General features: G+C 72.1%; 21 protein-coding genes. 9 read left to right on the plus strand and 12 right to left on the minus strand.

Translation table 11 applies throughout. The annotated features are described in order from the left end of the window. Positions 1-62: 62 nt before the first annotated feature. The 4 genes from ACIRFL_RS10830 to ybaK all read left to right on the plus strand — a co-directional run bounded on the left by ACIRFL_RS10830 (position 63) and on the right by ybaK (position 4,149). The gene (locus ACIRFL_RS10830) at positions 63-1,637 is read left to right on the plus strand and encodes an oxidoreductase (protein WP_404026375.1); all 1,575 of its coding nucleotides are present in this window, start codon (positions 63-65) and stop codon (positions 1,635-1,637) included. 192 nt (positions 1,638-1,829) lie between these two features. Beyond that, complete coding sequence (locus tag ACIRFL_RS10835) at positions 1,830-2,852, plus strand: hypothetical protein (RefSeq protein WP_404026377.1); 1,023 nt, start codon at positions 1,830-1,832, stop codon at positions 2,850-2,852. A 45-nt stretch (positions 2,853-2,897) separates the two neighbouring features. Continuing rightward, on the plus strand, positions 2,898-3,638 hold the full coding sequence (locus tag ACIRFL_RS10840) for an LON peptidase substrate-binding domain-containing protein (RefSeq protein ID WP_404026380.1): 741 nt from the start codon (positions 2,898-2,900) through the stop codon (positions 3,636-3,638). 13 nt (positions 3,639-3,651) lie between these two features. Beyond that, a complete protein-coding gene (gene ybaK / locus ACIRFL_RS10845; RefSeq protein WP_404026383.1) occupies positions 3,652-4,149 on the plus strand; it encodes a Cys-tRNA(Pro) deacylase in 498 nt (165 codons plus the stop codon). Positions 4,150-5,045: 896 nt separating this feature from the next. Here the strand turns inward: ybaK and ACIRFL_RS10850 are convergent. From ACIRFL_RS10850 to ACIRFL_RS10865, 4 genes are all read right to left on the minus strand, one after another. Beyond that, complete coding sequence (locus tag ACIRFL_RS10850; RefSeq protein ID WP_404026384.1) at positions 5,046-5,708, minus strand: AAA family ATPase; 663 nt, start codon at positions 5,706-5,708, stop codon at positions 5,046-5,048. A gap of 34 nt (positions 5,709-5,742) precedes the next feature. Beyond that, positions 5,743-6,564 (minus strand): ABC transporter permease, encoded by an 822-nt coding sequence (locus ACIRFL_RS10855; RefSeq protein ID WP_404026387.1) that lies wholly within the window; start codon positions 6,562-6,564, stop codon positions 5,743-5,745. Between the two features lie 124 nt (positions 6,565-6,688). Next, positions 6,689-7,663: an ABC transporter ATP-binding protein gene (locus ACIRFL_RS10860; protein ID WP_404026590.1), complete on the minus strand. Its 975-nt coding sequence runs from the start codon at positions 7,661-7,663 to the stop codon at positions 6,689-6,691. A gap of 56 nt (positions 7,664-7,719) precedes the next feature. Then, positions 7,720-8,988, minus strand: coding sequence for an NYN domain-containing protein (locus ACIRFL_RS10865; RefSeq protein WP_404026388.1), 1,269 nt, complete (start codon positions 8,986-8,988; stop codon positions 7,720-7,722). Between the two features lie 224 nt (positions 8,989-9,212). Between ACIRFL_RS10865 and ACIRFL_RS10870 the strand changes: the two genes are divergently transcribed. Continuing rightward, positions 9,213-9,392 carry a hypothetical protein gene (locus ACIRFL_RS10870; protein ID WP_388720678.1) on the plus strand — a complete coding sequence of 60 codons (180 nt, stop codon included), beginning with the start codon at positions 9,213-9,215 and terminating at the stop codon, positions 9,390-9,392. Positions 9,393-9,531: 139 nt separating this feature from the next. Here ACIRFL_RS10870 and dnaE read toward each other — a convergent pair whose 3' ends face one another. After that, on the minus strand, positions 9,532-13,071 hold the full coding sequence (gene dnaE / locus ACIRFL_RS10875) for a DNA polymerase III subunit alpha (RefSeq protein WP_404026390.1): 3,540 nt from the start codon (positions 13,069-13,071) through the stop codon (positions 9,532-9,534). A gap of 225 nt (positions 13,072-13,296) precedes the next feature. Between dnaE and ACIRFL_RS10880 the strand changes: the two genes are divergently transcribed. The 3 genes from ACIRFL_RS10880 to ACIRFL_RS10890 all read left to right on the plus strand — a co-directional run bounded on the left by ACIRFL_RS10880 (position 13,297) and on the right by ACIRFL_RS10890 (position 16,386). Further along, on the plus strand, positions 13,297-14,646 hold the full coding sequence (locus ACIRFL_RS10880) for a DUF2252 domain-containing protein (RefSeq protein WP_404026391.1): 1,350 nt from the start codon (positions 13,297-13,299) through the stop codon (positions 14,644-14,646). Between the two features lie 66 nt (positions 14,647-14,712). Beyond that, on the plus strand, positions 14,713-15,426 hold the full coding sequence (locus ACIRFL_RS10885; RefSeq protein WP_404026393.1) for a hypothetical protein: 714 nt from the start codon (positions 14,713-14,715) through the stop codon (positions 15,424-15,426). Positions 15,427-15,543: 117 nt separating this feature from the next. Then, complete coding sequence (locus tag ACIRFL_RS10890; protein WP_404026395.1) at positions 15,544-16,386, plus strand: DsbA family protein; 843 nt, start codon at positions 15,544-15,546, stop codon at positions 16,384-16,386. A 234-nt stretch (positions 16,387-16,620) separates the two neighbouring features. On the opposite strand, the gene ACIRFL_RS10895 is transcribed toward ACIRFL_RS10890, so the two are convergent. Next, positions 16,621-17,190, minus strand: coding sequence for a dienelactone hydrolase family protein (locus tag ACIRFL_RS10895; RefSeq protein WP_404026397.1), 570 nt, complete (start codon positions 17,188-17,190; stop codon positions 16,621-16,623). A gap of 102 nt (positions 17,191-17,292) precedes the next feature. Between ACIRFL_RS10895 and ACIRFL_RS10900 the strand changes: the two genes are divergently transcribed. Next, positions 17,293-18,399 carry a mechanosensitive ion channel family protein gene (locus ACIRFL_RS10900; RefSeq protein ID WP_404026399.1) on the plus strand — a complete coding sequence of 369 codons (1,107 nt, stop codon included), beginning with the start codon at positions 17,293-17,295 and terminating at the stop codon, positions 18,397-18,399. Between the two features lie 30 nt (positions 18,400-18,429). Here ACIRFL_RS10900 and ACIRFL_RS10905 read toward each other — a convergent pair whose 3' ends face one another. The 6 genes from ACIRFL_RS10905 to ACIRFL_RS10930 form a co-directional block, all read right to left on the minus strand. Next, positions 18,430-19,170, minus strand: coding sequence for an SDR family NAD(P)-dependent oxidoreductase (locus ACIRFL_RS10905; protein WP_404026401.1), 741 nt, complete (start codon positions 19,168-19,170; stop codon positions 18,430-18,432). 159 nt (positions 19,171-19,329) lie between these two features. After that, positions 19,330-20,916, minus strand: coding sequence for a Na+/H+ antiporter (locus tag ACIRFL_RS10910; RefSeq protein ID WP_404026402.1), 1,587 nt, complete (start codon positions 20,914-20,916; stop codon positions 19,330-19,332). An 82-nt stretch (positions 20,917-20,998) separates the two neighbouring features. Continuing rightward, a complete protein-coding gene (locus tag ACIRFL_RS10915; protein WP_404026405.1) occupies positions 20,999-21,466 on the minus strand; it encodes a GNAT family N-acetyltransferase in 468 nt (155 codons plus the stop codon). Further along, the gene (locus tag ACIRFL_RS10920) at positions 21,463-22,407 is read right to left on the minus strand and encodes an RluA family pseudouridine synthase (protein WP_404026407.1); all 945 of its coding nucleotides are present in this window, start codon (positions 22,405-22,407) and stop codon (positions 21,463-21,465) included. The genes ACIRFL_RS10915 and ACIRFL_RS10920 overlap by 4 nt, the downstream gene beginning before the upstream one ends. An 81-nt stretch (positions 22,408-22,488) precedes the next feature. After that, positions 22,489-23,079 carry a signal peptidase II gene (gene lspA, locus ACIRFL_RS10925; protein WP_404026409.1) on the minus strand — a complete coding sequence of 197 codons (591 nt, stop codon included), beginning with the start codon at positions 23,077-23,079 and terminating at the stop codon, positions 22,489-22,491. A 67-nt stretch (positions 23,080-23,146) separates the two neighbouring features. Further along, positions 23,147-24,310, minus strand: a complete 1,164-nt coding sequence (locus tag ACIRFL_RS10930; protein WP_404026411.1) for a TraR/DksA C4-type zinc finger protein — start codon at positions 24,308-24,310, stop codon at positions 23,147-23,149. Between the last annotated feature and the right edge of the window lie 543 nt (positions 24,311-24,853).

The following is a 24,853-nucleotide window of genomic DNA, read 5'->3' on the forward strand; positions in this document are numbered from 1 at the left end:
GTGGTACACGACGGGGTGGACCCGCGCGTGACCGTAAAGCCGTAAAGGAGGAGGGAACAGCGGTGAGCGAGGGGACCGGCCTGCGCGCCGGGGACGTGCCCGACGACCTGACCGCCACCGAGGCCGGGATGTGGCAGGCGTTCCGCAACGGCAGCGTCTACGACCTGAGCAACGGCGACGCCATCGTCGACGATCCGCACGGCGGGCACCCCTGGGGGCCCGAGCGCAGCGTGCGGGCCCGCATCATCGCCTGGCTGCTGCTCGACGGGCCGCCCGCGCTGGCGGGCCGGGTGTCGTCCCTGAAGCTGGCCGGGGTGCGGATCACCGGCACCCTGGACCTGGCGGGCGGCACGGTCACGCCGTACGTCGAGATGAAGGGCTGCCGGTTCGAGCGGGACGTACTGCTGCCGGAGGCCCGGTTCACGACGGTGCGTCTTGTGGACTGCGCGGTGCCGCGCCTGGAGGCGGCCCGCGTGCACACCGAGGGCGATCTGCATCTGCCGCGCTGCCGGTTCCACAACGGGGTCCGGCTGACCGACGCGCACATCGGCACGGACCTGCTGCTCAACCAGGCCGTCGTCTACCGGGACCGGACGGGCCGCTCGATCGCCGCGGACGGCCTGACCGTCGGGCAGGACCTCCAGGCGGAGTTGCTTGAGTCGCACGGCGAGCTGCGCCTGCGCAGCGCCCAGGTCGGCGTGTCGCTGAGCCTGCGCGGCGCGCGGCTGGCCAACCCGTACACCCGCCTCGCCCTGAACGCGCCCCAGCTGACCGTCGAACGCACCCTGTATCTGACCCCGGCCGGCCTGGGCAACCCGCTGCTGAGCGGCACCACGCCCGCCCGCGGCACCCGGATCCAGCGGTTCGAGTGCCAGGGCGGGGTCCGGCTCGACGACGGGCGGTTCGGGGACGCGGTCGACCTGGAAGGGGCCCGGTTCGTCTTCACCGACGAGCAGGAGCTGTCGCTGCGCCGGGTGCAGACGCCCGAGCTGCGTTTCCTCGGGGAGCGGCCGGAGCACGGCAAGGTGGTGCTGTCCGGTGCGCGGGTGGTCACCCTGGTGGACCGGGCGGGCAGCTGGCCGGGGCCGGGCAATCTGCACATGGGCGGCTTCGGCTACGAGACCCTGGTGCCGCGGGGCCCGTTCCCGCTGACCCGGCGGCTGGAGTGGGTGGCGGCGGCGACCGCCGAGTACAACCCGGAGCCGTACGAGCGGCTGGCCGCGGTGCTGCGCGGCGCCGGCGAGGACGAGGACGCGCGCGAGGTGCTGCTCGCCAAGCAGCGCAGGCGCCGGGAGACGCTGCCGCTGGCCGGCAAGCTGTGGGGGTACGCCCAGGACTGGACGGTCGCCTACGGGTACCGGCCGGGCCGGGCCGCCGTGTGGATGGCGGTGCTGTGGGCGGCGGGCGCATTCGCCTTCGCGCACACCACCCTGGAGCCGATGAACTCGGGGCATCCCGGCTGGAGCCCGGCCCTGTTCGCCCTGGACCTGCTGCTGCCGGTGATCGACCTGGGGCAGGCGAGCCAGTGGCAGCTGCGCGGCGGCTGGCAGTGGCTGGCCGCGGCGATGGTCCTGCTGGGCTGGATCCTGGCGACCACGGTGGCGGCGGGGGCTACGCGGCTGCTCCGACGAGGGTAGCTCCGCTGGTTGGGCCGTTATAGGCCGTCGGGCGGCTGCGGGTGCGTTGTGGCTGGTCGCGCAGTTCCCCGCGCCCCTCCGGGGCGCTGCGTTACCTTTTACCCTCACTTGACCGGGGAATGTACAACTTTCCGTGGGTTGTGTGAAGGCCCTGGCGTCGGCTCGACCTGCGGACTTTCAATGGTCGACACCATGGCTCTGCTGCGCGCGCTGCTCCGTTCCGCACGGAGGTCCCGAACCGCCTCGCGCCACGGCGACGCACCGCCGGCCGACGACGAGGTGCTGCTCGACGCGCCCGACGAGCGGCTGGCCCCCGCGCTGGTAGCGGCCGGCCGGGGCGAGTACGAGCCCGCGGCGAAGCTGCTCGCCACCACCCGCGACGCCGCCGAGTGGGAGGACCGCGACCGCTACGTACGGCGCCTGGCCGCCTTCGCCCGCTCCCGCCCCGAGTGGGCCGAGCAGTGGCACGCCGGCGCACCCGGCGACCCGGACGCCCTGCTGCTGCGCGCCCAGCTCGCGGTGGACCGGTGCTGGGCCTCCCCCGCGCGGGCCGAACTGCTGCTCGGGGTGAGCCCGCTCGTCGCCGCGGCAACCGAGGCCGAGCCCGGCGACCCGGTGCCGTGGCGGATCGCGCTGGACCACGCGCGCGGCACCCGAGCCTGCCACACCGGTTTCGAGCGGCTGTGGACGGAGGCGGTCCGCCGCTCCCCGCACCACTACGGCTGCCACGTGGCCGCGCTGCGCTACCTCGCCGCCACCTGGCACGGCTCCCACGGGGAATGCCTCGACTTCGCCGAGTCGGCCGCCCAGGACGCGCCGCCCGGCGCGCTCGTCCAGGCACTCCCGGCGCACGCGGCCCTCGCCTGCCTGGGGCCGGGCGCCGGAGTGCCCCCGGAGCGCCTGGACGCCGCCGCGGACCGGGCGATCGCGCTCTCCGCCCGGTACCCGGCGGCCGACCCGTGGCCGGCCGAGGTGCGCAATCTCCTGGCGTACGTCCTGGTGTGCCTGGACCGCGGGTCGGACGCCCTGGACCAGTTCCGCCTGACCGGCCCGTACGTCACGTCCTTCCCCTGGGACCGGGTGTCGGACGACCCGCTGGGGCTGTTCCTGCGGCTGCGTGAGGAGCTTCCCGCGGGGGCCGGCCGGCCCACCCGGGACGGGCTGATCCCCTCTCCGCGGCGGCCACGCAGCGGGTCCCCGACGACCACGGAGTGAGCACGGCGGACATGCCGCCGCCGGTGACCATTAGGCTGTGACGCCGTGACCACCGTCCGTCTGCCCCTCTTCCCGCTGAACTCGGTACTGTTCCCGGGGCTTGTGCTGCCCCTGAACATCTTCGAGGAGCGCTATCGCGCCATGATGCGCGAGCTGCTGAAGACCGCCGAGGACGAGCCGCGCCGGTTCGCCGTCGTGGCGATCCGCGACGGCCACGAGGTGGCGCCCAGCGCACCGGGCATGCCGGACCCCACGGCGGTGCCCGAGCGCGGCCCGGCCGCCGGTTTCGGCGCCGACCCGCTGCGGGCCTTCCACGGCGTGGGCTGTGTGGCGGACGCCGCGACGATCCGGGAACGCTCCGGGGGCACCTTCGAAGTGCTCGCGACCGGGACGCGGCGGGTGCGGCTGCTGTCGGTGGACGCGTCGGGGCCGTTCCTGACCGCCGAGCTGGAGGAGCTGCCCGAGGTGCCGGGCGACGGCGCGGGCGCCCTGGCGGAGGGGGTGCTGCGGTCGTTCCGGCAGTACCAGAAGCGGCTGGCGGGGGCCCGGGAGCGGTCCTTGTCGACGGGCTCCGAACTCCCCGACGAGCCGTCGGTGGTCTCCTACCTCGTGGCGGCGGCGATGATGCTGGACACCCCGACGAAGCAGCGTCTGCTCCAGGCCCCGGACACCGCCTCCCGGCTGCGGGACGAACTGAAACTCCTTCGCGCGGAGACCGCCATCATCCGTAATCTGCCGTCCTTGCCGGCGTCGGACCTGACGCGCGGCCCGACCAGTCTGAACTGAGACCCAAGAGCCGATGGCGAAGAAGTCGAAGAAGCAGCAGGGCGGCACCCCGGCCACGGTGGCGCTCACCGCCGCGGGCGTGGCCTTCACGGTCCACTCCTACGAGCACGACCCGGCCCATCCCTCCTACGGCGAGGAGGCGGCCGAGGCGATGGGCGTCTCCCCCGACCGCGTCTTCAAGACCCTGGTCGCGGACGTCGACGGCGCGCTGACCGTGGCGGTGGTCCCGGTGGCGGGCTCCCTCGACCTCAAGGCCCTGGCCTCGGCGGTGGGCGGCAAGCGCGCGGTGATGGCCGATCCGGCGCTGGCCGAACGCACCACGGGCTACGTCCGCGGCGGCATCTCCCCGCTCGGCCAGCGCAAGAAGCTCCCTACGGTCCTCGACGAGTCGGCGTCCGCCCACGGCACGATCTGTGTCTCGGCGGGCCGCCGCGGCCTGGAGGTCGAGCTGTCCCCCGACGACCTGGCCGCGCTCACCGACGCGGTCCGCGCGCCCATCGGGCGTGCGTGACCCCTCGACGGACGCCGTCTCCTCGGTTAAGCAGGGGGGCATGTCGAAGAAGACCCGGAAACGCAAGTGGCGCACCAAGAAGCACCGCGCCAACCACGGAAGCCGCCCGGCGTAGCCCACCGCGCCTCCGGCGGCCCGGCCCGGCACGGACCACCGACCCCAGCTCCCACACCAAACCGACCCAGGCTGCATGCGCGGACGCGGGCAGCCGGACCGACCCAGGCTGCGCGAGTCGGCGCTGGCGGCCGGACCAGAGGCACGCGCCGAACCGGCCCGGGGTGCGCGGGCGGGTGCGGCGGCCGGGCCGGGGTCAGGCGTCCGGGCCGTGCCCGGTCGTCCAAAACGGCCGGCCCAGCGCGACGGCCGACCTGAAACGCCCCGCCCCACCGCCGGCGGCAACGCCCCGGGCCGGACGCTTGGGCCGCCACGGGCGGCCACCGACCCAGACTGCGCGAACCGGCGCGGCCGACCCGGCCACGGCCACGCGCCGGACCGACCCAGGCTGCAGGCGCGGACGTGGGCGGCCGGACCGACCAGACTGCGCGAGCCGGCGCTGGCGGCCGGGCCAGAGGCACGCGCCGAACCGGCCCGGGGTGCGCGAGCGGGTGCGGCGGCCGGGCCGGAGTCAGGCGTCCCAGCCGTGCCCGGCCGTCCAAAACGGCGGCCCAGCGCGACGGGCGACCTGAAACGCCGCCCCGCCCCGCCTCCGGCGGCAACGCCCCGGGCCGGACGTCACGCGCCCCGACGGCATCCGGCAGACGGCAGTGGGGCAGCTGACCTGGAGCGCGCCGGGAACCATCATCGCGACCCACCCCGTCGACAGCGCCCCGAGCAGGACGCGGTCCACCGCCCAGGAACCCGGCGGGACCCGTTCACGCGCCCGGCAGGGGACGTGTCTAGGCCGGGGGTGCTGCGTAGGGGGCGTGGCGGGGGTCCTGGTGGTAGGGGTCGGGGTCGCGGGGGCCGAACAGGGCCGTCAGGCCCAGGTGCACCACCAGCGCGGCCACCGGCCAGGCGAGCAGCACCCCCGGCGCGCCCAGCTTCAGCGGGGCCGGGAAGGTCACGCCCTTGCCGACGGACTTCGCGTGGGCGATCACGTCCTGAGTGGGCCCGAGCCACACCCCGAGACGCCACGCCAGCAGCGATCCGAGCAGCCCGCCGACGGCCAGCCCCACCACGAGCGGTATCCCGCCGCGCCGCCGCGCCAGGAAGACGACGACCGCGCTGACCACGCCGAAGGCCAGGGCCAGCAGCGTGAACGTGCCGTCGACGCCGATCGCCTGCTCCCCCTCGCTGTCCTTCAGGTAGACCACCCAGTTCTTGCCCACCTGGTCGCCGACCAGCGGCACATGCGGGGCCAGCCACCACCACAGCAGGCCGAGCAGCACCCCGCAGAGCGCCACGGCAACGGTGACCACCACGGCCTCGCGCACTTCGGACTTCATTCCGGGACCGTCCTGTTCGTACGCGCCGCCCACCGCACCGTCAGGCGGCGCCTGCCAGACCTGGTGCGGGGACTGGTCGGGTGGCGGCGGAGGCGGAGTCAGCGGTGCGGTCACCCTGACATCGTGCCAGGCCGGCCTGTGCGGCGCGTCATCGGACGGCGGCCCGGCGGTACGCCCAGGTGGCCACGGCCAGCGAGATCACCCCGACTCCGGCGCACACGCCCAGGTCAGCGAGGACGAGGGCCCAGTCGGGGCGGTCCCCGAAGGTCCGCGCATACGCCTCGACGCCGTAGGTGGAGGGCAGCAGATCGCGGGCCAGCCGGACGATCTCCGGCATCCGGTCCGGCGGCAGCACGCCCAGCAGCAGTGCCGCCGACATGCCCAACTGTCCGAGCAGGGTGGCCAGTTCGGGACGCGGCGCGAGCAGTCCGCAGGCCGCGCCGAGCCCGGCGAGCGCGGCTCCGGCGAGCGGGATCACCGTGAGCAGGATCCACAGGTTCGTCAGCGGCAGCCCGAACAGCAGGCAGCCGAACACGGCGGTCACCAGGGTCCCCGGCACGGTGAAGGACGCGTACGCGGCCGCCGCGCCCAGCACCACCGCCGCGGGCGGCACCGGCAGCGTGGCGTAGTGGTCGAGCCCGCCGCTGGCCCGCAGCTGCCCGAAGTACTGGGCGAGCAGGTTGAGCGCCACATAGGCGACGACCACGATCGACGAACCGGCCACCACGGACTGCGCCTCGCCGCGGGTGTCCACCACCCCCCGCATCATGATCATGATGCCGACCGACTGGAAGGTCGCGACGAACAGCAGCGGGATCCGCGCCACCCGGGCCCGGGACAGCTGGGCCCGGTAGACGGCCATCAGCGACGGCCACAGCCGCGCGCGCGGTCCGAGCCGGGCCGGGCCGCCGGCCGTGTCCGCCACGGTCGGGGCCCTGCCCGCCGGCACCTTCACGGGTGTGACGCTCACGTCGTGCTGCTCCTCTTCCCTACGACGCCCGGTTCCCGCACGGCGGCCGGGCCGCCCCTCGGGGACGGTACGGACGCGACGGTCCCGGCGCTCATCGTGCGCATCACGCTCCTCGGGGCCCCGGTCATGCCTTCACCAGCCCCTGCCGCGCGGCGCCGCCCAGCGCCAGGTAGACGTCCTCCAGGCTGGGCGTGGCGAGGGTGAAGTCGTCCAGGGCGGCGAACGCGGCCCCGCCGGTCACCGTGGCGACGACCGCCCGGGCTTCCTCGGGCCCCAGGCGCAGCGTCCAGCGGCGACCGGACTCCACGGCCCGGTCCCGCAGCACGGCGACCTCGGGCACCTCCAGCGGCGCCCGCTCCCGCCACACCAGCTCCACCCGCACCTCGCCTGCCACCCGCTCCTTGAGTCCGGCGGGGGTGTCGCAGGCGATGACCCGGCCCCGGTCGAGGACGGCGACCCGGTCGAGGACGGTCTCGGCCTCGATGACGTTGTGGGTGACCAGCAGCACGGTGGTGCCGTGCTCGGCGCGCCGCCGGTCGACGGCCGCCCACACCGCGCGCCGGGCCACCGGGTCCATGCCGGTGGTCGGCTCGTCGAGGACGAGCAGCGGGCGCTCGCCGACCAGCGCGGCGGCGAAGCAGGCGAGCCGCCGCTGCCCGCCGGACAGCTTCTTCAGGGCCCGCCCGGCGATCGGGGTGAGCCCCAGTTCGTCCAGTACGGCGTCCCGCTCGGCGCGGGCCTGCCGTACGTCGAGGCCGCGCAGCCGCCCGGTGGTCTCGGCGGCGAGGGACACGGTCAGCTCGTCGAGGGCGGTGGACTCCTGGCCGAGGTAGGCGAGGATGCGGGCGGCCCGCTCGGGGTGGCGCACGATGTCATGGCCCAGGATCTCGACGCCGCCGTGGTCCGGCCTGAGCAGTCCGGTCATCTGCCGCACCAGGGTGGTCTTGCCGGCCCCGTTCGGCCCGAGCAGTCCGAAGATCTCGCCGCGCCGGACGTCCAGGTCCACCGCGTCGGTGGCGCGCACCTCGGGCGTGCCGGCGGCGCCGCGCCGTCCGCGCACCGCCGGATAGGTCTTGGTCAGTCCGCGCACCGCGCACACGACGTCATCCCGGTGCCGAAGTGCCTGTGCCGCGCGCGTCATCACAAGGGACGAGCCTAAGGGGTGCGCGGCGCCCGCTCTGCGTTGGGGGCCGTCGGCTCGGCCCGCTCCGCGCCGGGGCCGTGCTCGGCGGCGGTGCGGACGTCGATCTCCCGCCAGAACCCCGCCCGGATGGCGTAACGGTCGTGCTCGTCGATCTGGTCGTCCTTGTGGGCGAGGAGCCCGAAGCGTGCGGCGTACCTCAGCAGCTCGCCGTCGATGCGGTGCGGGACCCGCGGGTACATGCCGGACAGCTTCTGCAGATGGCCGGTGTCACCGAGGCGGGACATCCAGCGCCGGGCGAAGACCTGCCCGACCTCGTAGGGGTCGCCGCCGACGGTCGTGATGTCCTCCTCCCGGTCGGCCCAGCGCTGCTCGGCCGTGGTCAGCTGCGCCAGCGTCGGCATGGAGGCGGCGTCGGGGGACTCGGCCGGGACGCCGGGCCGGTCCACCCAGCCCTTGTCGGAGGACCAGCGCAGGGTCGCGGTCGTGGGGTGCTGGGCAGCCTGGGCGCCGGGGGCGCGCAGCGCGGCGAGGTCCTTGGGGGTGGGGACGCCCTTGGGCGCGGGCACCCGTTCCTGCGCGCCGTCCTGCGCCGTCCCGGCCGCCGGCGCACGCTCGGCGTCCTCAACGGCGGACGGTTCGGCGGCGGTGAGCGCGGACTCGGGCAGCGGCGCGGAGAGGATCGCGGCGATCTCGGGCCGGGGGGCGGGCGGCGGTGCGCAGATGCCGGTGAGTTCCTTGGCGCGTACGGCCTTGGTGATCCACGTACGGTCGAGGACGCGCCGCTCGTCGGCCTCGGCGACCAGGTCCTCGGACTGGTTGTAGTCGCCGTCGGCGGCCTGTACGGCCCACAGGTGGACGGCGACGCCGTGTTCCTTGGCGGCCATCATGCCGGGCAGCAGGTCGCCGTCGCCGGTGACCAGGACGACGTCGGAGCAGGCGCGGTTGCGGGCCAGTTCGGTCAGCTCGGCGTGCATGGCCGCGTCCACGCCCTTCTGTGCCCAGCGTCCGTCGCTGCGGGTCAGGGCGCCGAGCCGGACGGTGACGCGGGGCATCACGCGCAGCCGGCGGTGTTCGGGCTGCGGGACCCGGTCGGGGGCGCCGTCGAACCAGTAGATGCGCAGCAACGGCCGTTCCGTGTCGGCCTCGGCGCGTTCGCGCAGCGCCTGGATGAGCGCGGCGTGGTCGACGGTGATGCGGGAGCGGGAGGGCTCACCGGCGAGGAGACTGGCGGCGGCCCCCAGCAGATACCCAGCGTCCACCAGGACGATGCAGCGGTCCACGCGACTCACCCTCTTCCCGGGAGGTTTGCTTCAGGCTGTGCTTCGAGTCTGCCCGACCACGCGAGGGTTAACGGCTCGAACTCGATCTTCGGCGTGGCGTATCCGGGTTGTTTGTCCCGACCTGCCCTGTCACACACGGTAATTATCCGAAATGCGACTGTTGTCAGCCTATGTGAATCTGATGGCGGCCCTGGCCCCTAGTTCCCCACAGGAGGCAGATCACCATGGCCAAGAACAAGAACCGCAAGCAGGCCGGCCCGCAGAACCGCGCCGCGCAGGGCGAGCAGGCCCAGCAGCAGTCGCCGCGGACGACGACGGAGTCCCACGAGGCGTCGATGACGCACGCCCAGGGCGGCCCGGCGGACGGTGCCCGTAAGCAGAAGAAGAGCTTCGGCCACAACTGACGCGCGCCGGCTCGGACTCGCGACAGCCCGACGGGGCCGCCGCGACCCAGGCACACGAGGGGCGCACCCTGCGCGGGTGCGCCCCTCGTCGGCTGGTGCGGGCCGCCGGGCCCGTCGCGCGGTCCGCCGCCGCGGGCGGTCAGCCGGCCAGGCAGGACGGACCGAGCAGCACCTTCAAGTCGCCGAACAGCGCCGGATCCGGCTTCACCCGGTGCCGGTCGAGGCGCAGCACCGTCGTCTTGCGCGGGCCCTGGAGCTTGATCCGGACCTCGCTGTCGCCCCTGTGGTGGCTCAGGATCTCGCCGAGGCGGCTGACCATCGGCGGGGTCACCTTGAGCGCCGGGATGGTGAGCACCACGGGCGCGTTGGTGCCCGCGTTGGACAGGTCCGGGACCATCAGCTCCATCGCGACGAGCCGCGGCACGTCCTCGCGCTTGTCGAGCCGGCCCTTGACGAACACCACGGCGTCCTCGACGAGTTGGGTCGACACCAACTGGTACGTGGCCGGGAAGAACATGCACTCGATGGAGCCCGCCAGATCCTCCACCGTGGCGATCGCCCAGGCGTTGCCCTGCTTGGTCATCTTGCGCTGCAGGCCCGAGATGATGCCGCCGATGGTGACGACGGCGCCGTCCGCGTGCTCGCCCCCGGTGAGCTGGGCGATGCCCGCGTCGGCCTTGTCGGACAGCACGTGCTCCAGGCCGAAGAGCGGGTGGTCGGAGACGTACAGACCCAGCATCTCCCGCTCCTGGGCGAGTAGATAGGTCTTCTCCCACTCCTCGGTGGTGAACTCCACGTCGAGGCCGAAGCCGGGCTCGCTCCCGGTGTCCTCGCCCATCCCGCCGAAGAGGTCGAACTGGCCCTCGGCCTCCTTGCGCTTGACCGCGACCACGTTGTCGATCATCGGCTCGTACTGCGCCGTGAGGCCCTTGCGGGTGTGGCCCATCGTGTCGAAGGCGCCCGCCTTGATGAGCGATTCCGTGGTGCGCTTGTTGCACACCACTGCGTCGACCTTGTCGAGGTAGTCGGGGAAGGAGGCGTACTTCCCCTTGGCCTTGCGGCACTTGATGATCGACTCCACCACGTTCGTGCCGACGTTGCGCACCGCAGAGAGGCCGAAGAGGATCACGTCGTCGCCCTGCGCGGCGAAGTTCGACTCGGACTCGTTGACGTTCGGCGGGAGCACCTTGATGCCCATGCGGCGGCACTCGTTGAGGTAGACCGCCGACTTGTCCTTGTCGTCCTTGACGGAGGTCAGCAGCCCGGCCATGTACTCGGCCGGATAGTTGGCCTTGAGGTACGCGGTCCAGTACGACACCAGTCCGTACGCGGCCGAGTGCGCCTTGTTGAACGCGTAGCCGGCGAACGGGACCAGCACGTCCCACAGGGCCTGGATGGCCTCGTCGCTGTAGCCGTTCTTGCGGGCGCCGGCCTGGAAGATGGTGAAGTTCCTCGCCAGTTCCTCGGGCTTCTTCTTGCCCATGACGCGGCGGAGGATGTCGGCCTCGCCGAGCGAGTAGCCCGCGATGATCTGGGCGGCCTTCTGCACCTGCTCCTGGTAGACGATCAGGCCGTAGGTGACGTCCAGGACCTCCTTGAGGGGTGCCTCGAGCTCCGGGTGGATCGGCGTGATCTCCTGCTGGCCGTTCTTGCGCAGCGCGTAGTTGGTGTGCGAGTTCATGCCCATCGGACCCGGCCGGTACAGGGCGGACACGGCGGAGATGTCTTCGAAGTTGTCCGGCTTCATCAGGCGCAGCAGCGAGCGCATGGGGCCGCCGTCGAACTGGAAGACGCCGAGGGTGTCGCCGCGCTGGAGCAGGTCGAAGGTCTTCGGGTCGTCGAGCGGGAGGCCGAGGAGGTCGATGTCGACGCCCTTGTTGGCCTTCACCATCTTGACGGCGTCGTCCATGATCGTGAGGTTGCGCAGGCCCAGGAAGTCCATCTTCAGCAGGCCCAGCGACTCACAGCTCGGGTAGTCCCACTGCGTGATGGTCACGCCGTCCGTGTGCCGCACCCACACCGGGACATGCTCGGTGATGGTCTCGCTGGACATGATCACGCCGGCCGCGTGCACGCCCATCTGCCGCACCAGGCCCTCGACACCGCGCGCGGTGTCGATGACCTTCTTCACGTCCGGCTCGTTCTCGTACATCCCGCGGACCTCGCCCGCCTCCGAGTAGCGGGGGTGCTGCGGGTCGGTGATGCCGGACAGCGGGATGCCCTTGCCGAGGACGTCGGCGGGCATGGCCTTGGTGATGCGGTCGCCCATCGCGTACGGGTAGCCGAGCACGCGCGCGGAGTCCTTGATCGCGTTCTTCGCCTTGATGGTGCCGTAGGTGCCGATCATGGCGACCTTGTCGGCGCCGTACTTCTCCGTGACGTACCTGATCACCTCGACGCGCCGGCGCTCGTCGAAGTCGATGTCGACGTCGGGCATCGAGATGCGCTCGGGGTTGAGGAACCGCTCGAAGATCAGGCCGTGCGGGATCGGGTCGAGGTCGGTGATGCCGAGGGCGTACGCGACGATGGAGCCGGCCGCCGAGCCGCGGCCGGGGCCGACCGCGATGCCGTTGTTCTTGGCCCACATGATGAAGTCGGCGACCACGAGGAAGTAGCCCGGGAACCCCATCTGGATGATGACGTCCATCTCGTACTCGGCCTGCTTCTGGCGGTCATCGGGTACGCCTCCGGGGAAGCGGCGCGCCATGCCGCGCCGGACCTCCTCCTGGAACCAGGTGACCTCGGTGTAGCCCTCGGGGATGTCGAACTTGGGCATGAGGTCGCGCTTTTCGAACATGCCCGTGGTGTCGATCTGCTCGGCCACCAGCAGCGTGTTGCGGCAGCCCTCCTGCCAGGCGTCCGAGGAGTCGATGGCGTACATCTCGTCCGTGGACTTCAGGTAGTAGCCGGTGCCGTCGAACTTGAAGCGGTCGGGGTCGGAGAGGTTCTTGCCGGTCTGGATGCACAGCAGCGCGTCGTGGGCGGTCGCCTCGTGCGCGTACGTGTAGTGCGAGTCGTTGGTGACCAGCGGGGGGATGCCGAGCTTCTTGCCGATCTCCAGGAGGCCGTCGCGGACCCGGCGCTCGATGTCGATGCCGTGGTCCATCAGCTCCAGGAAGTAGCGGTCCTTACCGAAGATCTCCTGGTACTCGGCGGCCGACTTCAGCGCCTCGTCGTACTGGCCGAGGCGCAGCCGGGTCTGGAGTTCGCCGGACGGGCAACCGGTGGAGGCGATCAGGCCCTCCGACCACTTGGCGATGGTCTCCTTGTCCATGCGGGGCCACTTCTGCAGCCAGCCCTCCGCGTACGCGTCCGAGGAGAGCCGGAAGAGGTTGTGCAGGCCCGTCCTGTTCGCCGCCCAGATCGTCTTGTGGGTGTAACCGCCGGAACCGGAGACGTCGTCCCGCTTCTGGTGCGGCTGGCCCCACTGGATCTTGCGCTTGTTGCGCCGTGACTCCGGGGCGACGTACGCCTCGATGCCGATGATCGGGGTGACCCCGGCCTTCTTCGCGGTGTGGAAGAAGTCGTACGCCCCGTGGAGGTTGCCGTGGTCGGACATGGCGATGTGGGTCATGCCCATCTCGTTGCAGGCGTTGAACATGTCCTTGAGCCGCGCGGCACCGTCCAGCAGCGAGTACTGGGTGTGGACGTGCAGGTGCGTGAAGGGCGGCTTCGACACGGTTTCGGCCTCCAAAGGAAACAATCGTCGACGATCTTCCGATCGGCTGCGGACGGTCCGGGGGGACAGCGTCGAAGTCTATGCCTCGGCACTGACACCCGGCGGGCTCCCCCGCGTACCTTCGTCCCGAGAGCACGGGCACTCCCCCGACCCGTCGCACGTTGCCGGGAGGGAGGAAGATCCGCCCCCATGTCACGCACCATCCGCACCAGGAGGCACCCAGCGATGTCGGTCCCCCAGCTCAACGACGAGCAGCGCGGCGAGGAGATCCTCGCCGTCTTCGACACCGCCTTCGGCGAGCTGCTGGCCGCCGACCCGGCCGCGTTCCGCGTGAAGTTCCGGAAGATGGCGGCCTCGGCGTTCGCGTTCTACCGGGGCACGGCGTGCCTCTTCTACCACGACCTCGACGCCGAGTACGCGGAGCGGGGTGCCGGACGGATACTCGCCGGGCCGTACCTGGACGAGCGCACCTCGCGCGTGTGGATCCACGGCGACCTGCACGCGGAGAACTTCGGCACCTACATGGACTCCAACGGCCGCCTGGTCTTCAACGTCAACGACTTCGACGAGGCCTACGTCGGCCCGTTCACCTGGGACCTGAAGCGCTTCTCCGCCTCCATCGCCCTCATCGGCTACGCGAAGGCGCTCGGCGACGAGCAGATCACCGACCTGGTCGCCGTGTACGCGTCCGCCTACCGGGAGCGCATCCACGCCCTGGCCACCGGCGCCAAGCGCGACGAGGTGCCGCCCTTCACGCTGGACACGGCGCAGGGTCCGCTGCTGGACGCGCTGCGTGACGCGCGCTCGCTGACCCGCTTCGGGCTGCTGGACTCCATGACCGAGATCCGCGACTTCGAGCGCCGCTTCGCGCCCGGCAGCGGCTCCATCGAGCTGGACGCGGCGACCCGCTACAAGGTGCTCGCCGCCTTCGACGGCTATCTGGAGACGCTGCCGGAGTCCTCGCTGGAGCGCCCGGACTCCTACCGCGTGAAGGACGTCGTGGGGCGGCGCGGCATCGGCATCGGCTCGGCCGGGCTGCCGTCGTACAACATCCTCCTGGAGGGCAACAGCGACGCCCTGGAGAACGACGTCGTGATCTACATCAAGCAGGCCCAGACCCCGGCCGTCTCCCGGCATGTCACCGACCCGGCGATCCGCGACTACTTCCAGCACGAGGGCCACCGCACGGTGATCTCCCAGCGTGCCCTTCAGGCGCACGCCGACCCGTGGCTGGGCTGGACCGAGCTGGACGGCGCGGGCCAGCTGGTCGCCGAGGTCTCGCCGTACGCCGTCGACCTGGACTGGGGCGACATCGACGACCTGGAGGAGATCGCCTCCGTCGTGGCCGACCTGGGCCGGGCCACCGCGACGATGCACGCCGCGGCGGACGACACCTCCGGCGAGTCCCTGGTGCCGTTCTCGACGGAGCGGGCCATCGACGCGGCGATCGCGGCCGACGAGGACGGCTTCTCGGCGCTGCTGACCGACTTCGCCCACCGCTACGGCGCACGCGCGCGTGCCGACCACCAGATCTTCGTCGACCTGTTCCGCAACGGCCGGATTCCGGGGCTGTGACCAGCGGAACTCACAGGCACCCTTTAGGGGTCTCTTACATGAGGACGTGACAGACTCTCCAGCGCTATGGACATATCCGGGACCCAGCTCAGAGCCGTGCGCGCGGCGCTGTTCACGGCCTTCGTCGTGACGCTCAGCACCGCGTCGCACGTGCTGCTGTCGCGGGCCCCGCTGCCCCTGCCGACGGTGGCCGCGGTCGCCGCCGGCGTCTTCGTCACCGCGTACGCGCCGGCGGGCCGCGAACGCGGTTTCGGCCATATCGCGGCCCTGCTGATTCCGCTGGAACTGGCCGCCGACACGGTGTTCACCACCGGCCAGCACGCCTGCTACGGCCGGGCCGGCGGCCCGGTCGCCGGCCCGCTGCGCGCGGTGGGTCTTGATGTGCTGTGCCAGGGCGGCACCGTGGGCGCCCCGCTGGCCCAGATGACCGGCGGCCCCGGCCGCGGCTCCGCGCTGCTCGCGCACGCCGACCCGGCCGCCGCCTGGCTGCTGCTCGCCGCGCATGTCTGCGTGGGACTCCTCGCGGCCTGCTGGCTGCGCCGCGGCGAGCGGGCGCTGGCGCAGTTGCTGCGCGCGGTGGCCGCCACCACGTTCCGGCCGCTGCTGCTGGCGGTGGCCGCGGTGGCGGTGACGGTGCGGCTCGTTCCGGCGCGTCGGCTGCCGCGCCCCGCGCCGCGGGCGGCCGCCGCCCGCGACCGGCTTCTTGTGCACTCCTTGGGACGGCGTGGACCGCCGTGCTCGTGCCCCCCGGCCCCGTCGGGCTCTTCGGCCCTCGCCTGAGCAAGGCCGCCGACCCGTCGCTGCGACCGGAAACAACCGGACACAGCTGAGCACCAGAAGTCCCCTCACACGTATTCCGCGTACGACATGTGCGCGTCCCACATGGAGATCACCAATATGAGCAAGCGGAACAGCCAGGTGGCGAAGTCGGCGGCCCGGGAGCGGCTGCGCGAGGAACGCGAGCGGCAGGCCAAGCGCGCCAAGATCAGGCGGCAGCTCGTCGTGGCCTGCTCGGTGGTGGGCGTGCTCGCCGCCGCGGGCGGCATAGGCTTCGCCGTCGTCCAGGCCAACAAGCCCAGCTACTGGGAGGCCCAGAAGGACGACAAGGTCGTCGCCCCGGCCAACACCACCGGCACCGACGGCACCACCGTGGAGATCGGCAAGAGCAGCGCGAAGAAGACCCTCAAGGTCTTCGAGGACCCGCGCTGCCCGGTCTGCGCCCAGTTCGAGCAGACCGTCGGTCCGACCCTGAAGAAGGACGTCGACGACGGCAAGTTCAAGATCCAGTACATCGGCGGCACGTTCCTCGACGGCGACTCGCTGGGCAAGGGCAAGGTCGGCAGCAACGGCGAGGGCTCCAAGAACGCGATGAGCGCCATGGGCGCCGCGCTGAACGTCAGCCCGGAGGCGTTCCTCGACTACAAGGCGGCTCTCTACTCGGCGAAGTGGCACCCGCAGGAGACCGACGACAAGTTCAAGAGCGACGACTACCTCATCGAGGTCGCGGACACCGTGCCGGCGCTGAAGGGCAACACCAAGTTCCAGGACGCGGTGAAGAACGGCACCTACGACGCCTGGGCCCTCGCCATGTCGAAGACCTTCGACACCAACAAGGACGGCGTGACGGGCACCCCGAGCTTCGTCATGGACGGCAAGATCCTCACCGCCGACAGCCAGGGCAACCCGCCCATGACGGTGGACGACTTCAACCGGGTCGTGGACGCCGCCCTCAAGGGCTGACGCCCGGCCGGATCTGACCCCCGGATGAAGAGCGGGCGAACTTCCCCGTTCGCCCGCTCTCGTTCATACCGATCAGTGACCTGATCGGTCGTGACCAGTCGGCACAGAGCATCCGGGGGCCCCAACTCCCCCTCGCCATGCCGCCGTACGGTCGTCAAGGCCGCCGCAGGCTACGACCCGGTGTAGTCGGAACCGCCCCGGCCCAGCCGGGCACCGACCCAGTCCGGCCGGGGACTACAGGGCGTCGAGGAAGCCGAGCGCCACCCGCCAGGTGGCCTCGGCCGCCTCCTCGTCGTAGTCCGGCAGCCCGGGGTCGGTGTACAGATGTCCGGCCCCGGCGTACCGGTACACCTCGACGTCCGCGCCTGCCCTGCCCATCTGCAGATACCAGGCGCTCAGCCAGTCGTCCGTCTCGAACGGGTCCGGCTCGGCCACATGCAACTGGACCGGCAGGCCGTCCACCGAGACACCCGGCGTGAGGTCCGATGTGCCGTGCAGGAGCAGCAGTCCGCGCGCCTTCTCGTCGCCGAGGGCCAGGGTCTGCGCGAGGGAGGCGCCGAGCGAGAACCCGGCGTACACCAGCCCGCGCTCGGAGTAGGGGGCCGCCGCCAGCACGGCCCGCTTCAGCAGCTCCTCCTTGCCGATCTCGTCCTTGCAGGCCATGCCCTCCTCGACCGTCTCGAACGTGCGCCCCGCGAAGAGGTCCGGCGTCCACACCTCGTGCCCGGCGGCCCGCAACCGGTCGGCCGCGGCGCGCACCGCCGGTCTGAGGCCGTAGGCCGAGTGAAAGAGCATGATGTTCATGCCGCCATCGTGCCAGCCGGGTACGACAACGCCACACGGCCCAATCCCTCCCGTCACCGATCCGCAGGTTCAGGGCCGCCGGAGCCGGTTACGTTCTCAGGCATGGAAAACGTGCTCCGCCCCCTCATCGTGGTCGGTGGCTGTGTCGTTCTGACCCTGCTCATCGGCTGGGCCACGGACCTGCTGCTGCGCAAGGCCGACGCACGGCACCACGAGACCCCGCTGTGGGGCCTGCTGCGGCGCGGCCGGATCCCGTACCAGCTGGTGCTGTCCGCGGCCCTGCTCCGGGGCTCCTACGAACCGGCGCGCCTGCTGCCGGACCACAGGGTCGTCGTGGGCAGGACGCTGACCCTGGTGCTGATCGGGTCGGCGGCCTGGCTGGTGGTGCGGATCGCGGCGGCGATCGTCGAGACCTCCTACTCCCGCTACGCCCGGGCGCACCGCGATCCGGCGCGGGTCCGCCGGGTGCGCACCCAGGTGTCGCTGATCATGCGCGTGGTGGCCGCCGTGGTCGGCGTGATGGCCGCGGCGGCGATGCTGCTGACGTTCCCGGCGATGCGCGCGGCCGGCGCCTCGCTGCTGGCCTCGGCCGGCATCCTCGGCATCGTCGCCGGTGTCGCCGCCCAGTCCACGCTGGCCAATCTGTTCGCGGGGCTGCAGATCGCGTTCGGCGACATGGTGCGGCTCGGCGACGTGGTGGTCGTGGACGGGGAGTGGGGGACGGTCGAGGAGATCACGCTGACCTTCCTGACCGTGCGGACCTGGGACGAGCGACGTATCACCATGCCGGTGTCGTACTTCACCTCCAAACCGTTCGAGAACTGGTCGCGCGGCACCCCGCAGATGACCGGCATCGTCTACTGGCACCTGGACCACTCGGCGCCGCTGGAGGCGATGCGGGAGAAGCTGCGCGACATCCTGCGCGAGTGCCCGGCCTGGGACGGCCGCGCCTGCAACCTCGCGGTCACCGACGCGACGCCGAACACCATCCAGGTCCGTGCCCTGGTGACCGCCAAGGACTCGGACGACGTCTGGACGGTCCGGGTCACGGTGCGCGAGCAGATGATCCGCTGGCTGGGCGCGGAGCACCCGTACGCGCTGCCCCGGGTGAACACGGCGGACGCGGTGCAGCCGCCGGGCGGCATCCCCGCCCAGGACGGCCCGGCCGCGCGGCGGGCGCACGAGCCGCCGCGGACGGACCGCGGGTGACCTCGCCGGCCGGCGGTCGCGCCGGCTCGGTCAGTGGCCGCGTTCCGCACCTCCGTTGACCTGGACGATCTGGGACGTGATGTGCGCGGCGCCCGGCGAGGCCAGCCAGTGCAGGGTGGCCGCGACGTCCCCCGGGGTGCCGGCCCTGCCGGTGGACGTCTCGGCGACCAGCCGCTCCCGTCTCGCCTCCTCGATCGCCTGACCGAAGAACTCGGTGTCCTCCACATAGCCGGGCGCGACCACGTTCACGGTGATGCCGCGCGGGCCCAACTGCCGGGCCAGATCGTGCGCGTACGGATGCAGGGCGGCCTTGGCCGCCGCGTACGCCCCGGTTCCGGAGCCGCGGTAGGCGGCGATGGAGCTGAGGAACAGCACCCGCCCGCCGGGCTCGGCGAGCCGTTCCTTCAGTGCCTCCGTGAGGAGCACGGCGGTCAGGGTGTTGATCCGGAAGTTGAGCGACCAGGTGTGCGCGACGGCGTCGAGGGGGTCCTCGGCGGGCGCCCCGGCCTCCCGGCCCCCGTTGCCGCCGGCGCTGTGCACGAGCACGTCCACGGTGCCGAACTCCTCGGCGACGAACCGCGCCACGCCGCGCACGGCCGCCGGGTCGCGAAGGTCGGCGGCGTACGTCAGCGCCCCCGGCACTCCCGCCTGCTCCAGCACCCCGCCGCGCCGGCCGAGCAGCAGCACCCGGTCCCCGTCCGCCGCGAAGACACGGGCCGCCGCGAGCCCGATCCCCGTCCCACCACCACTGATCACAATGTTGCGAGCCATGATCCGAGAGTACGAGCGGGGCGCCGCCCGGGCCTCCGGATATCCACAGCCCCCATGTGCTCATACGACCATTCGCAGACCGGCGGACCGGCACCCACGGATCGGCACCCCGGACCGGCACCCACAGATCGGCACCCCGAACCGGCCGAGCCGATCGCCTCAGCGCAGGCTGCGCACGTCCAGATGCCGCAGCACCCGGTCCACGATCTCCGGATCGGCCCCCGGCTCGCTCCGCGCCGCCAGCACCTCGTGCCGTGCCGCGCTCAGCAGCTCCGCCTGGATCCGTCGCAGCCGCTTCACCCGCCGCACCCGCTTGTCATGCGCCTCGCGGCGCTCCTCCTCGCCGATGTCGGGACTGATCCGCACGCCGATGTCGAAGGCCCGCCGCAGCATCTGCTCGGACAGTTCCTCCGGCAGGTCCTCGACCTCCTCGATCTCCCGCAGCCGCCGCTTGGCCGCCCGCGCCGCCCGCACCGCCAGCTCCTTCTCGAACTCCTTCTCCCGCTCCGTGTCGGCCCGCACGCCGAGCCGCTTCACCAGCCACGGCAGGGTCAGCCCCTGGAGCACCAGCGTCGCCATGATCACCCCGAACGCGATGAACACGATCTCGTCCCGGTCGGGGAACGGTGAACCGTTCTCGGTCTTCAGCGGGATGGCCAGCGCCAGGGCCACCGAGGCCACCCCGCGCATCCCCGACCACCACATGACGACGGTCTCGCGCATGCTCATCGGGATGTCCTCGTCGAAGTCCCGCTTCGCGTGCAGCCGTTTGGTGAGCCAGGTGGCGGGCAGCAGCCACAGCAGCCGCACGAACACCACGACGCCCACCACGGCCGCGGCCCAGCCGAGCATCTGGGCCCAGTGACCGGCGGCGGTCCGGATCGCGTTGTGCAGTTCGAGCCCGATCAGGCCGAACGCGACCCCGGTGACGAGCGTGTCGACGATGTCCCAGAAGGTGTGCCCGGCGAGCCGGGTCATCACGTCGTCGGCGTCGGTGGCGTACTCGGAGATGAACAGCGCGGTGGTGAGCACGGCCAGCACGCCGGAGCCGTGCAGTTCCTCGGCGAGCACATAGGACACGTACGGTACGAGCAGGGTCAGCCCGATCTGCAGCGTCGCGTCCCCGAGCACGTCCATCAGCTTGTTCGCGCCCCAGCCCAGGGCGAGTCCCACCGCGACGGCGACCACGGCGGACAGCACGAGGTCGAGCCCGGCCCGCCAGGGCGAGAAGGCGCCGCTGACGGCGGCGGCGATCGCCACGTGGTACAGCACGATCGCGGTGACGTCGTTGAACAGACCCTCGCCCTCCAGGATCGACACCAGCCGGCGTGGCAGTCCCAGCTGCCCGGCGACGGCGGTGGCGGCGACCGGGTCGGGCGGGGCGACCAGCGCGCCCAGCGCCACCGCGGCGGCGATCGGCAGTCCGGGCACGATCGCGTTGGCCACGACAGCCACGCAGACGGTCGTGACGAACACCAGGGCGACGGCCAGCAGGAAGATCGGCCGTTTGTTGGCCGCGAACTGCCGCCAGGACGTGCGCCGCACCGCCGCGTACAGCAGGGGCGGCAGCAGCGCGGGCAGGATCAGCTCGGGCGGGATGTTCACGTTCGGCACGAAGTCGAGCACCGCGAGGACGATGCCGAGCAGGGTCACCAGGATCGGTGCCGGCAGCCCGAGCCGGTCCCCCACCGGGACGCTGACCAGAGCCCCGAGCAGCAACACGAACAACAGGGCCAACTGATCCACGGCCAGCGCTCCGGGAGTCGACGATCACACAACAGTGTTCAAGCCTGCCATGTCCCGCTTTGCGCCCACCCGGCGCCGACCGCTACAGGGCGCGCCGCATCGCCCGGTGAGCTATCCCCGCCTCCGGGTACTCCGGCCCGTACGGCACATAGCCCAGCCGCTCGTAGAAGCCGAGAGCGTGCGTCTGGGCGTGCAGGTCGACCGCCGTCAGGCCACGCGCGCGTGCCGCCTCCTCGATGGCCCGCACCAGGGCCACACCGACGCCGAGCCCGCGCGCCTCCCGGCGGACCGCGAGCCGCCCCAGCGAGCCGAGCGAGGGGTCGCCGCCGGTCTTCTCGGCGGCCTGCGCGCCGTACAGCAGCCGGCCGGTGCCGAGCGGCTCCCCGTCCTCGCGCACCGCGAGGACATGCACGGCGACGGCGTCGTACGCGTCGTACTCGATGTCCTGCGGGACCCCCTGCTCGACGACGAAGACCTCCTTGCGCACCGCGAAGCACGCCTCGCGGTCGGCGCTGTCCTCGGCGACGCGCACCGCGTACGGCGGGGTCACGCGTAGGTCTCCTCACGGACCCGGTCCAGCGCCTGCCGCAGGTCCTCGGGGTAGTCGCTGGCGAACTCGACCCAGGCGCCGTCCCCGGGGTGCTCGAAGCCGAGGCGCACGGCGTGCAGCCACTGGCGGCCGAGGCGCAGCCGCTTGGCGAGCGTGGGGTCGGCGCCGTAGGTGAGGTCGCCGACGCAGGGGTGGCGGTGGGCGGCCATGTGGACCCGGATCTGGTGGGTGCGGCCGGTCTCCAGCTTCACGTCGAGCAGGGAGGCCGCGCGGAACGCCTCGATCAGGTCGTAGTGCGTGACGGAGGGCTTTCCGTCGGCGGTGACTGCCCACTTGTAGTCGTGCTGGGGGTGGCGGCCGATGGGCGCGTCGATGGTGCCGCTGGTCGGGTCCGGGTGGCCCTGGACCAGCGTGTGGTACCGCTTGTCGACCGTGCGCTCCTTGAACTGGCGCTTGAGCGACGTGTACGCGTACTCCGACTTGGCGACCACCATCAGGCCCGATGTGCCGACGTCGAGGCGGTGCACGATGCCCTGCCGCTCGGCCGCGCCGGAGGTGGAGATCCGGTAGCCGGCGGCGGCGAGCCCGCCGATGACCGTCGGACCGTTCCAGCCCGGTGACGGATGGGCCGCGACGCCGACCGGCTTGACGATCACCACGACGTCCTCGTCGTCATGCACGATCTCCATGCCCTCGACCGGCTCGGCGACCACCTGCACCGGGCTGGGCGCCTGCGGCATCTCGACCTCCAGCCAGGCCCCGCCGCGCACCCGCTCCGACTTGCCGACCACCGCCCCGTCGACCTGTACCTTGCCCGCCGCGGCCAGCTCCGCCGCCTTCGTCCGGGAGAAGCCGAACATGCGGGAGATGGCGGCGTCGACGCGCTCGCCCTCCAGGCCGTCCGGCACGGGCAGGGTACGGATCTCGGGAATCGTGCTCACCCGTCGAGTATGCCGGACGGGACCGACACTCCCGTACGAGAGTCCCGCGGCCCGGTGGGCCGGATCCGGGGTCCGCCGCGGTCAGTCCCGGTGGACGGTGCCGTCCGGGTCGAGGCCGCGGAACGACAGCAGCACGATCAGGATGCCGCCGCAGACGATCGCCGAGTCGGCCAGGTTGAACACCGCGAAGCCCTTGGGGGCGATGAAGTCGACGACCTCGCCCTCGAAGACGCCCGGGGAACGGAAGATCCGGTCGGTCAGGTTGCCGAGCGCGCCGCCGAGCAGCAGCCCGAGCGCGATCGCCCAGGGCAGGCTGTAGAGCTTGCGGGCCAGACGGATGATCACCACGATCACGGCCGCCGCGATCACGGTGAAGATGATCGTGAAGGCCTGTCCCACCCCGAAGGCGGCGCCGGGGTTGCGGATGGCGTTGAACTCCAGCCAGTCCCCGATGACCTCGATCGGCGCATGGTGCTCCAGCTTCGCGACCACGATCATCTTGCTGACCAGGTCGAGGGCGTACGCGAAGACGGCCACCGCGAAGAGCACGGCGATCCGGCGCCTGCCCCGGGGCCGCTCGGCCGGGATGTCCTGTTGGTCCGCTCCGGCCGTCCGCTCGTCGCTTTCGTCCGGGGTGTCCGGCGTACCGATGATGCGCTCCGCCTCTGCCACGTGAGTCCCTCAACCTAGGTACCTGACTGGGGATGAGACTACGGCACGCCCGGGACGGCCCACGCGCTCAGTAGCGGCGTTCCTGCTTCTGCTTGCACTCGACGCACAGGGTGGCCCTCGGGAAGGCCTGCATCCGGGCCTTGCCGATGGGGTTGCCGCAGTTCTCGCACAGGCCGTACGTGCCCGTGTCCAGCCGTTGCAGGGCGCGTTCGGTCTGGAGGAGCATCTCGCGCGCGTTGGCGGCCAGCGCCATCTCGTGCTCACGGGTGATGTTCTTGGTGCCGGTGTCCGCCTGGTCGTCGCCCGCGCCGTCACCGGAGTCCCGCATCAGGCCCACGAGCGACGCCTCGGAGGAGCTGATCTCGGTGCGCAGCCGCGTCTCCTCGGACAGCAGTTCCGCGCGCGCCTCCTCGACCTCCTCCGGCGTCCAGGGGTCCTCGCCGGGGCGGACCGCTAGCTCGCCGGGTTCCGCCGCCGCGGCGATGCGTGCCTTGGGGACGGCGGTCTTGGCCGCCGTGGCCGTGCCAGGAGTCTTCTTCGCAACCACTGTCGTGGCTCCCGTCTGCTTCGCGGCCTGCGCCGCGTCCGCCTTCTTGGCCGTGCTCTTCCTGCCCGCGCCCTCGGCGGCGTCCTTCGGGGAGCCGCCCTCCTGCGCGACCGTCCGCTCGGCGGCCGCCGACCCCTTGGCCGCCTTCTTGGCGGCCGTCTTCTTCTGGGCGGCCTTCTCCTGGACCGTCTTCTTCCGTGCCGTCTCCTCGGCGGCCGGCTCCTCAGCCGCCGTCTTCTTCTCAGCCGGCTTCTTCGCGGCCGTCTCCTTCGCAGTCGTCTTCTTCACAGTCGTCTTCTTCGCTGCCGACTCCCGCACGGCCTGCTTCTTCGCGGCCTGCTTCTTCGGCTGCGGCTCCTCGGTGGCCGGCTCCTCCAGGGCGGTCTCCTCGGCGGCCTTCGGTGCCGTCTCCTTGCCCACGGCCTTCTCGGCCGTCTTCTTCCGCGCTGCGGCCTTCCGGGGAGTCGCCGTCGCGGCGATCTCCTTGGCCGGGCCCTTTTCCACCGCCGTCCCGGCCGCCTTCTTCGAGGGCGCCCGGGACGGCGCGGGCGTCGTCTTCGCGGCCCGTGCCTGCGTGCTCTTCCTGCCTCCCGCGCCCTTGGCCGGGCCGCCGGAGGCACCCGCGGCAGCGGCCCGGGACCTGCCCGATGCCGACTGCTGTACGGCGGTCTTCTTCACCACCATGGCCGCGGCCCCTTCACATATTGTGATCTTGCTCGCGAATCGTGCTGGGACGATAAATCGACTTGAGTCCCGCGGCAACGGGGCACGCCGCCCGATCCGCCCGCCCCGCGACCCCCGCGCGGCAAGCCTTCAAGCGTTGTGCCCAGCTGCCCGCCGGGTAATCCGCCGAGCCGGGCATCCCAGGATACGAACACCCGTACCTCTCCATTCGGGTCATCTCACCACCTGCGGGGATCCCCCGCCACCGGTGCCGGAAACCGGGTCGGCCGCTGTCGCCGGGGCGCCGTACACTGGGCGGAGCGAAAAGCGTGGATGGGGACGAGTAGCGGCGTACGCAGCCCAGAGCGACCCGGGGACGGTGGAAGCCCGGGGGCGAGCGCGACGTGAAGATCACCCCGGAGCCGCCGGAAGAAAGCCGTGGAGCACCCACTACGGCGAGTAGAGCCGGCATCGCGCCTCAATGAGGGGGCTCACCGGCGTTTGCGACGCACCGGGGGGCCAAGGAGGGTGGTACCGCGGGAGCGCGCCGCACACGGCGTCGAC

Source organism: Streptomyces sp. NPDC102462, from assembly GCF_044765425.1.
Taxonomy (GTDB): Bacteria; Actinomycetota; Actinomycetes; order Streptomycetales; family Streptomycetaceae; genus Streptomyces.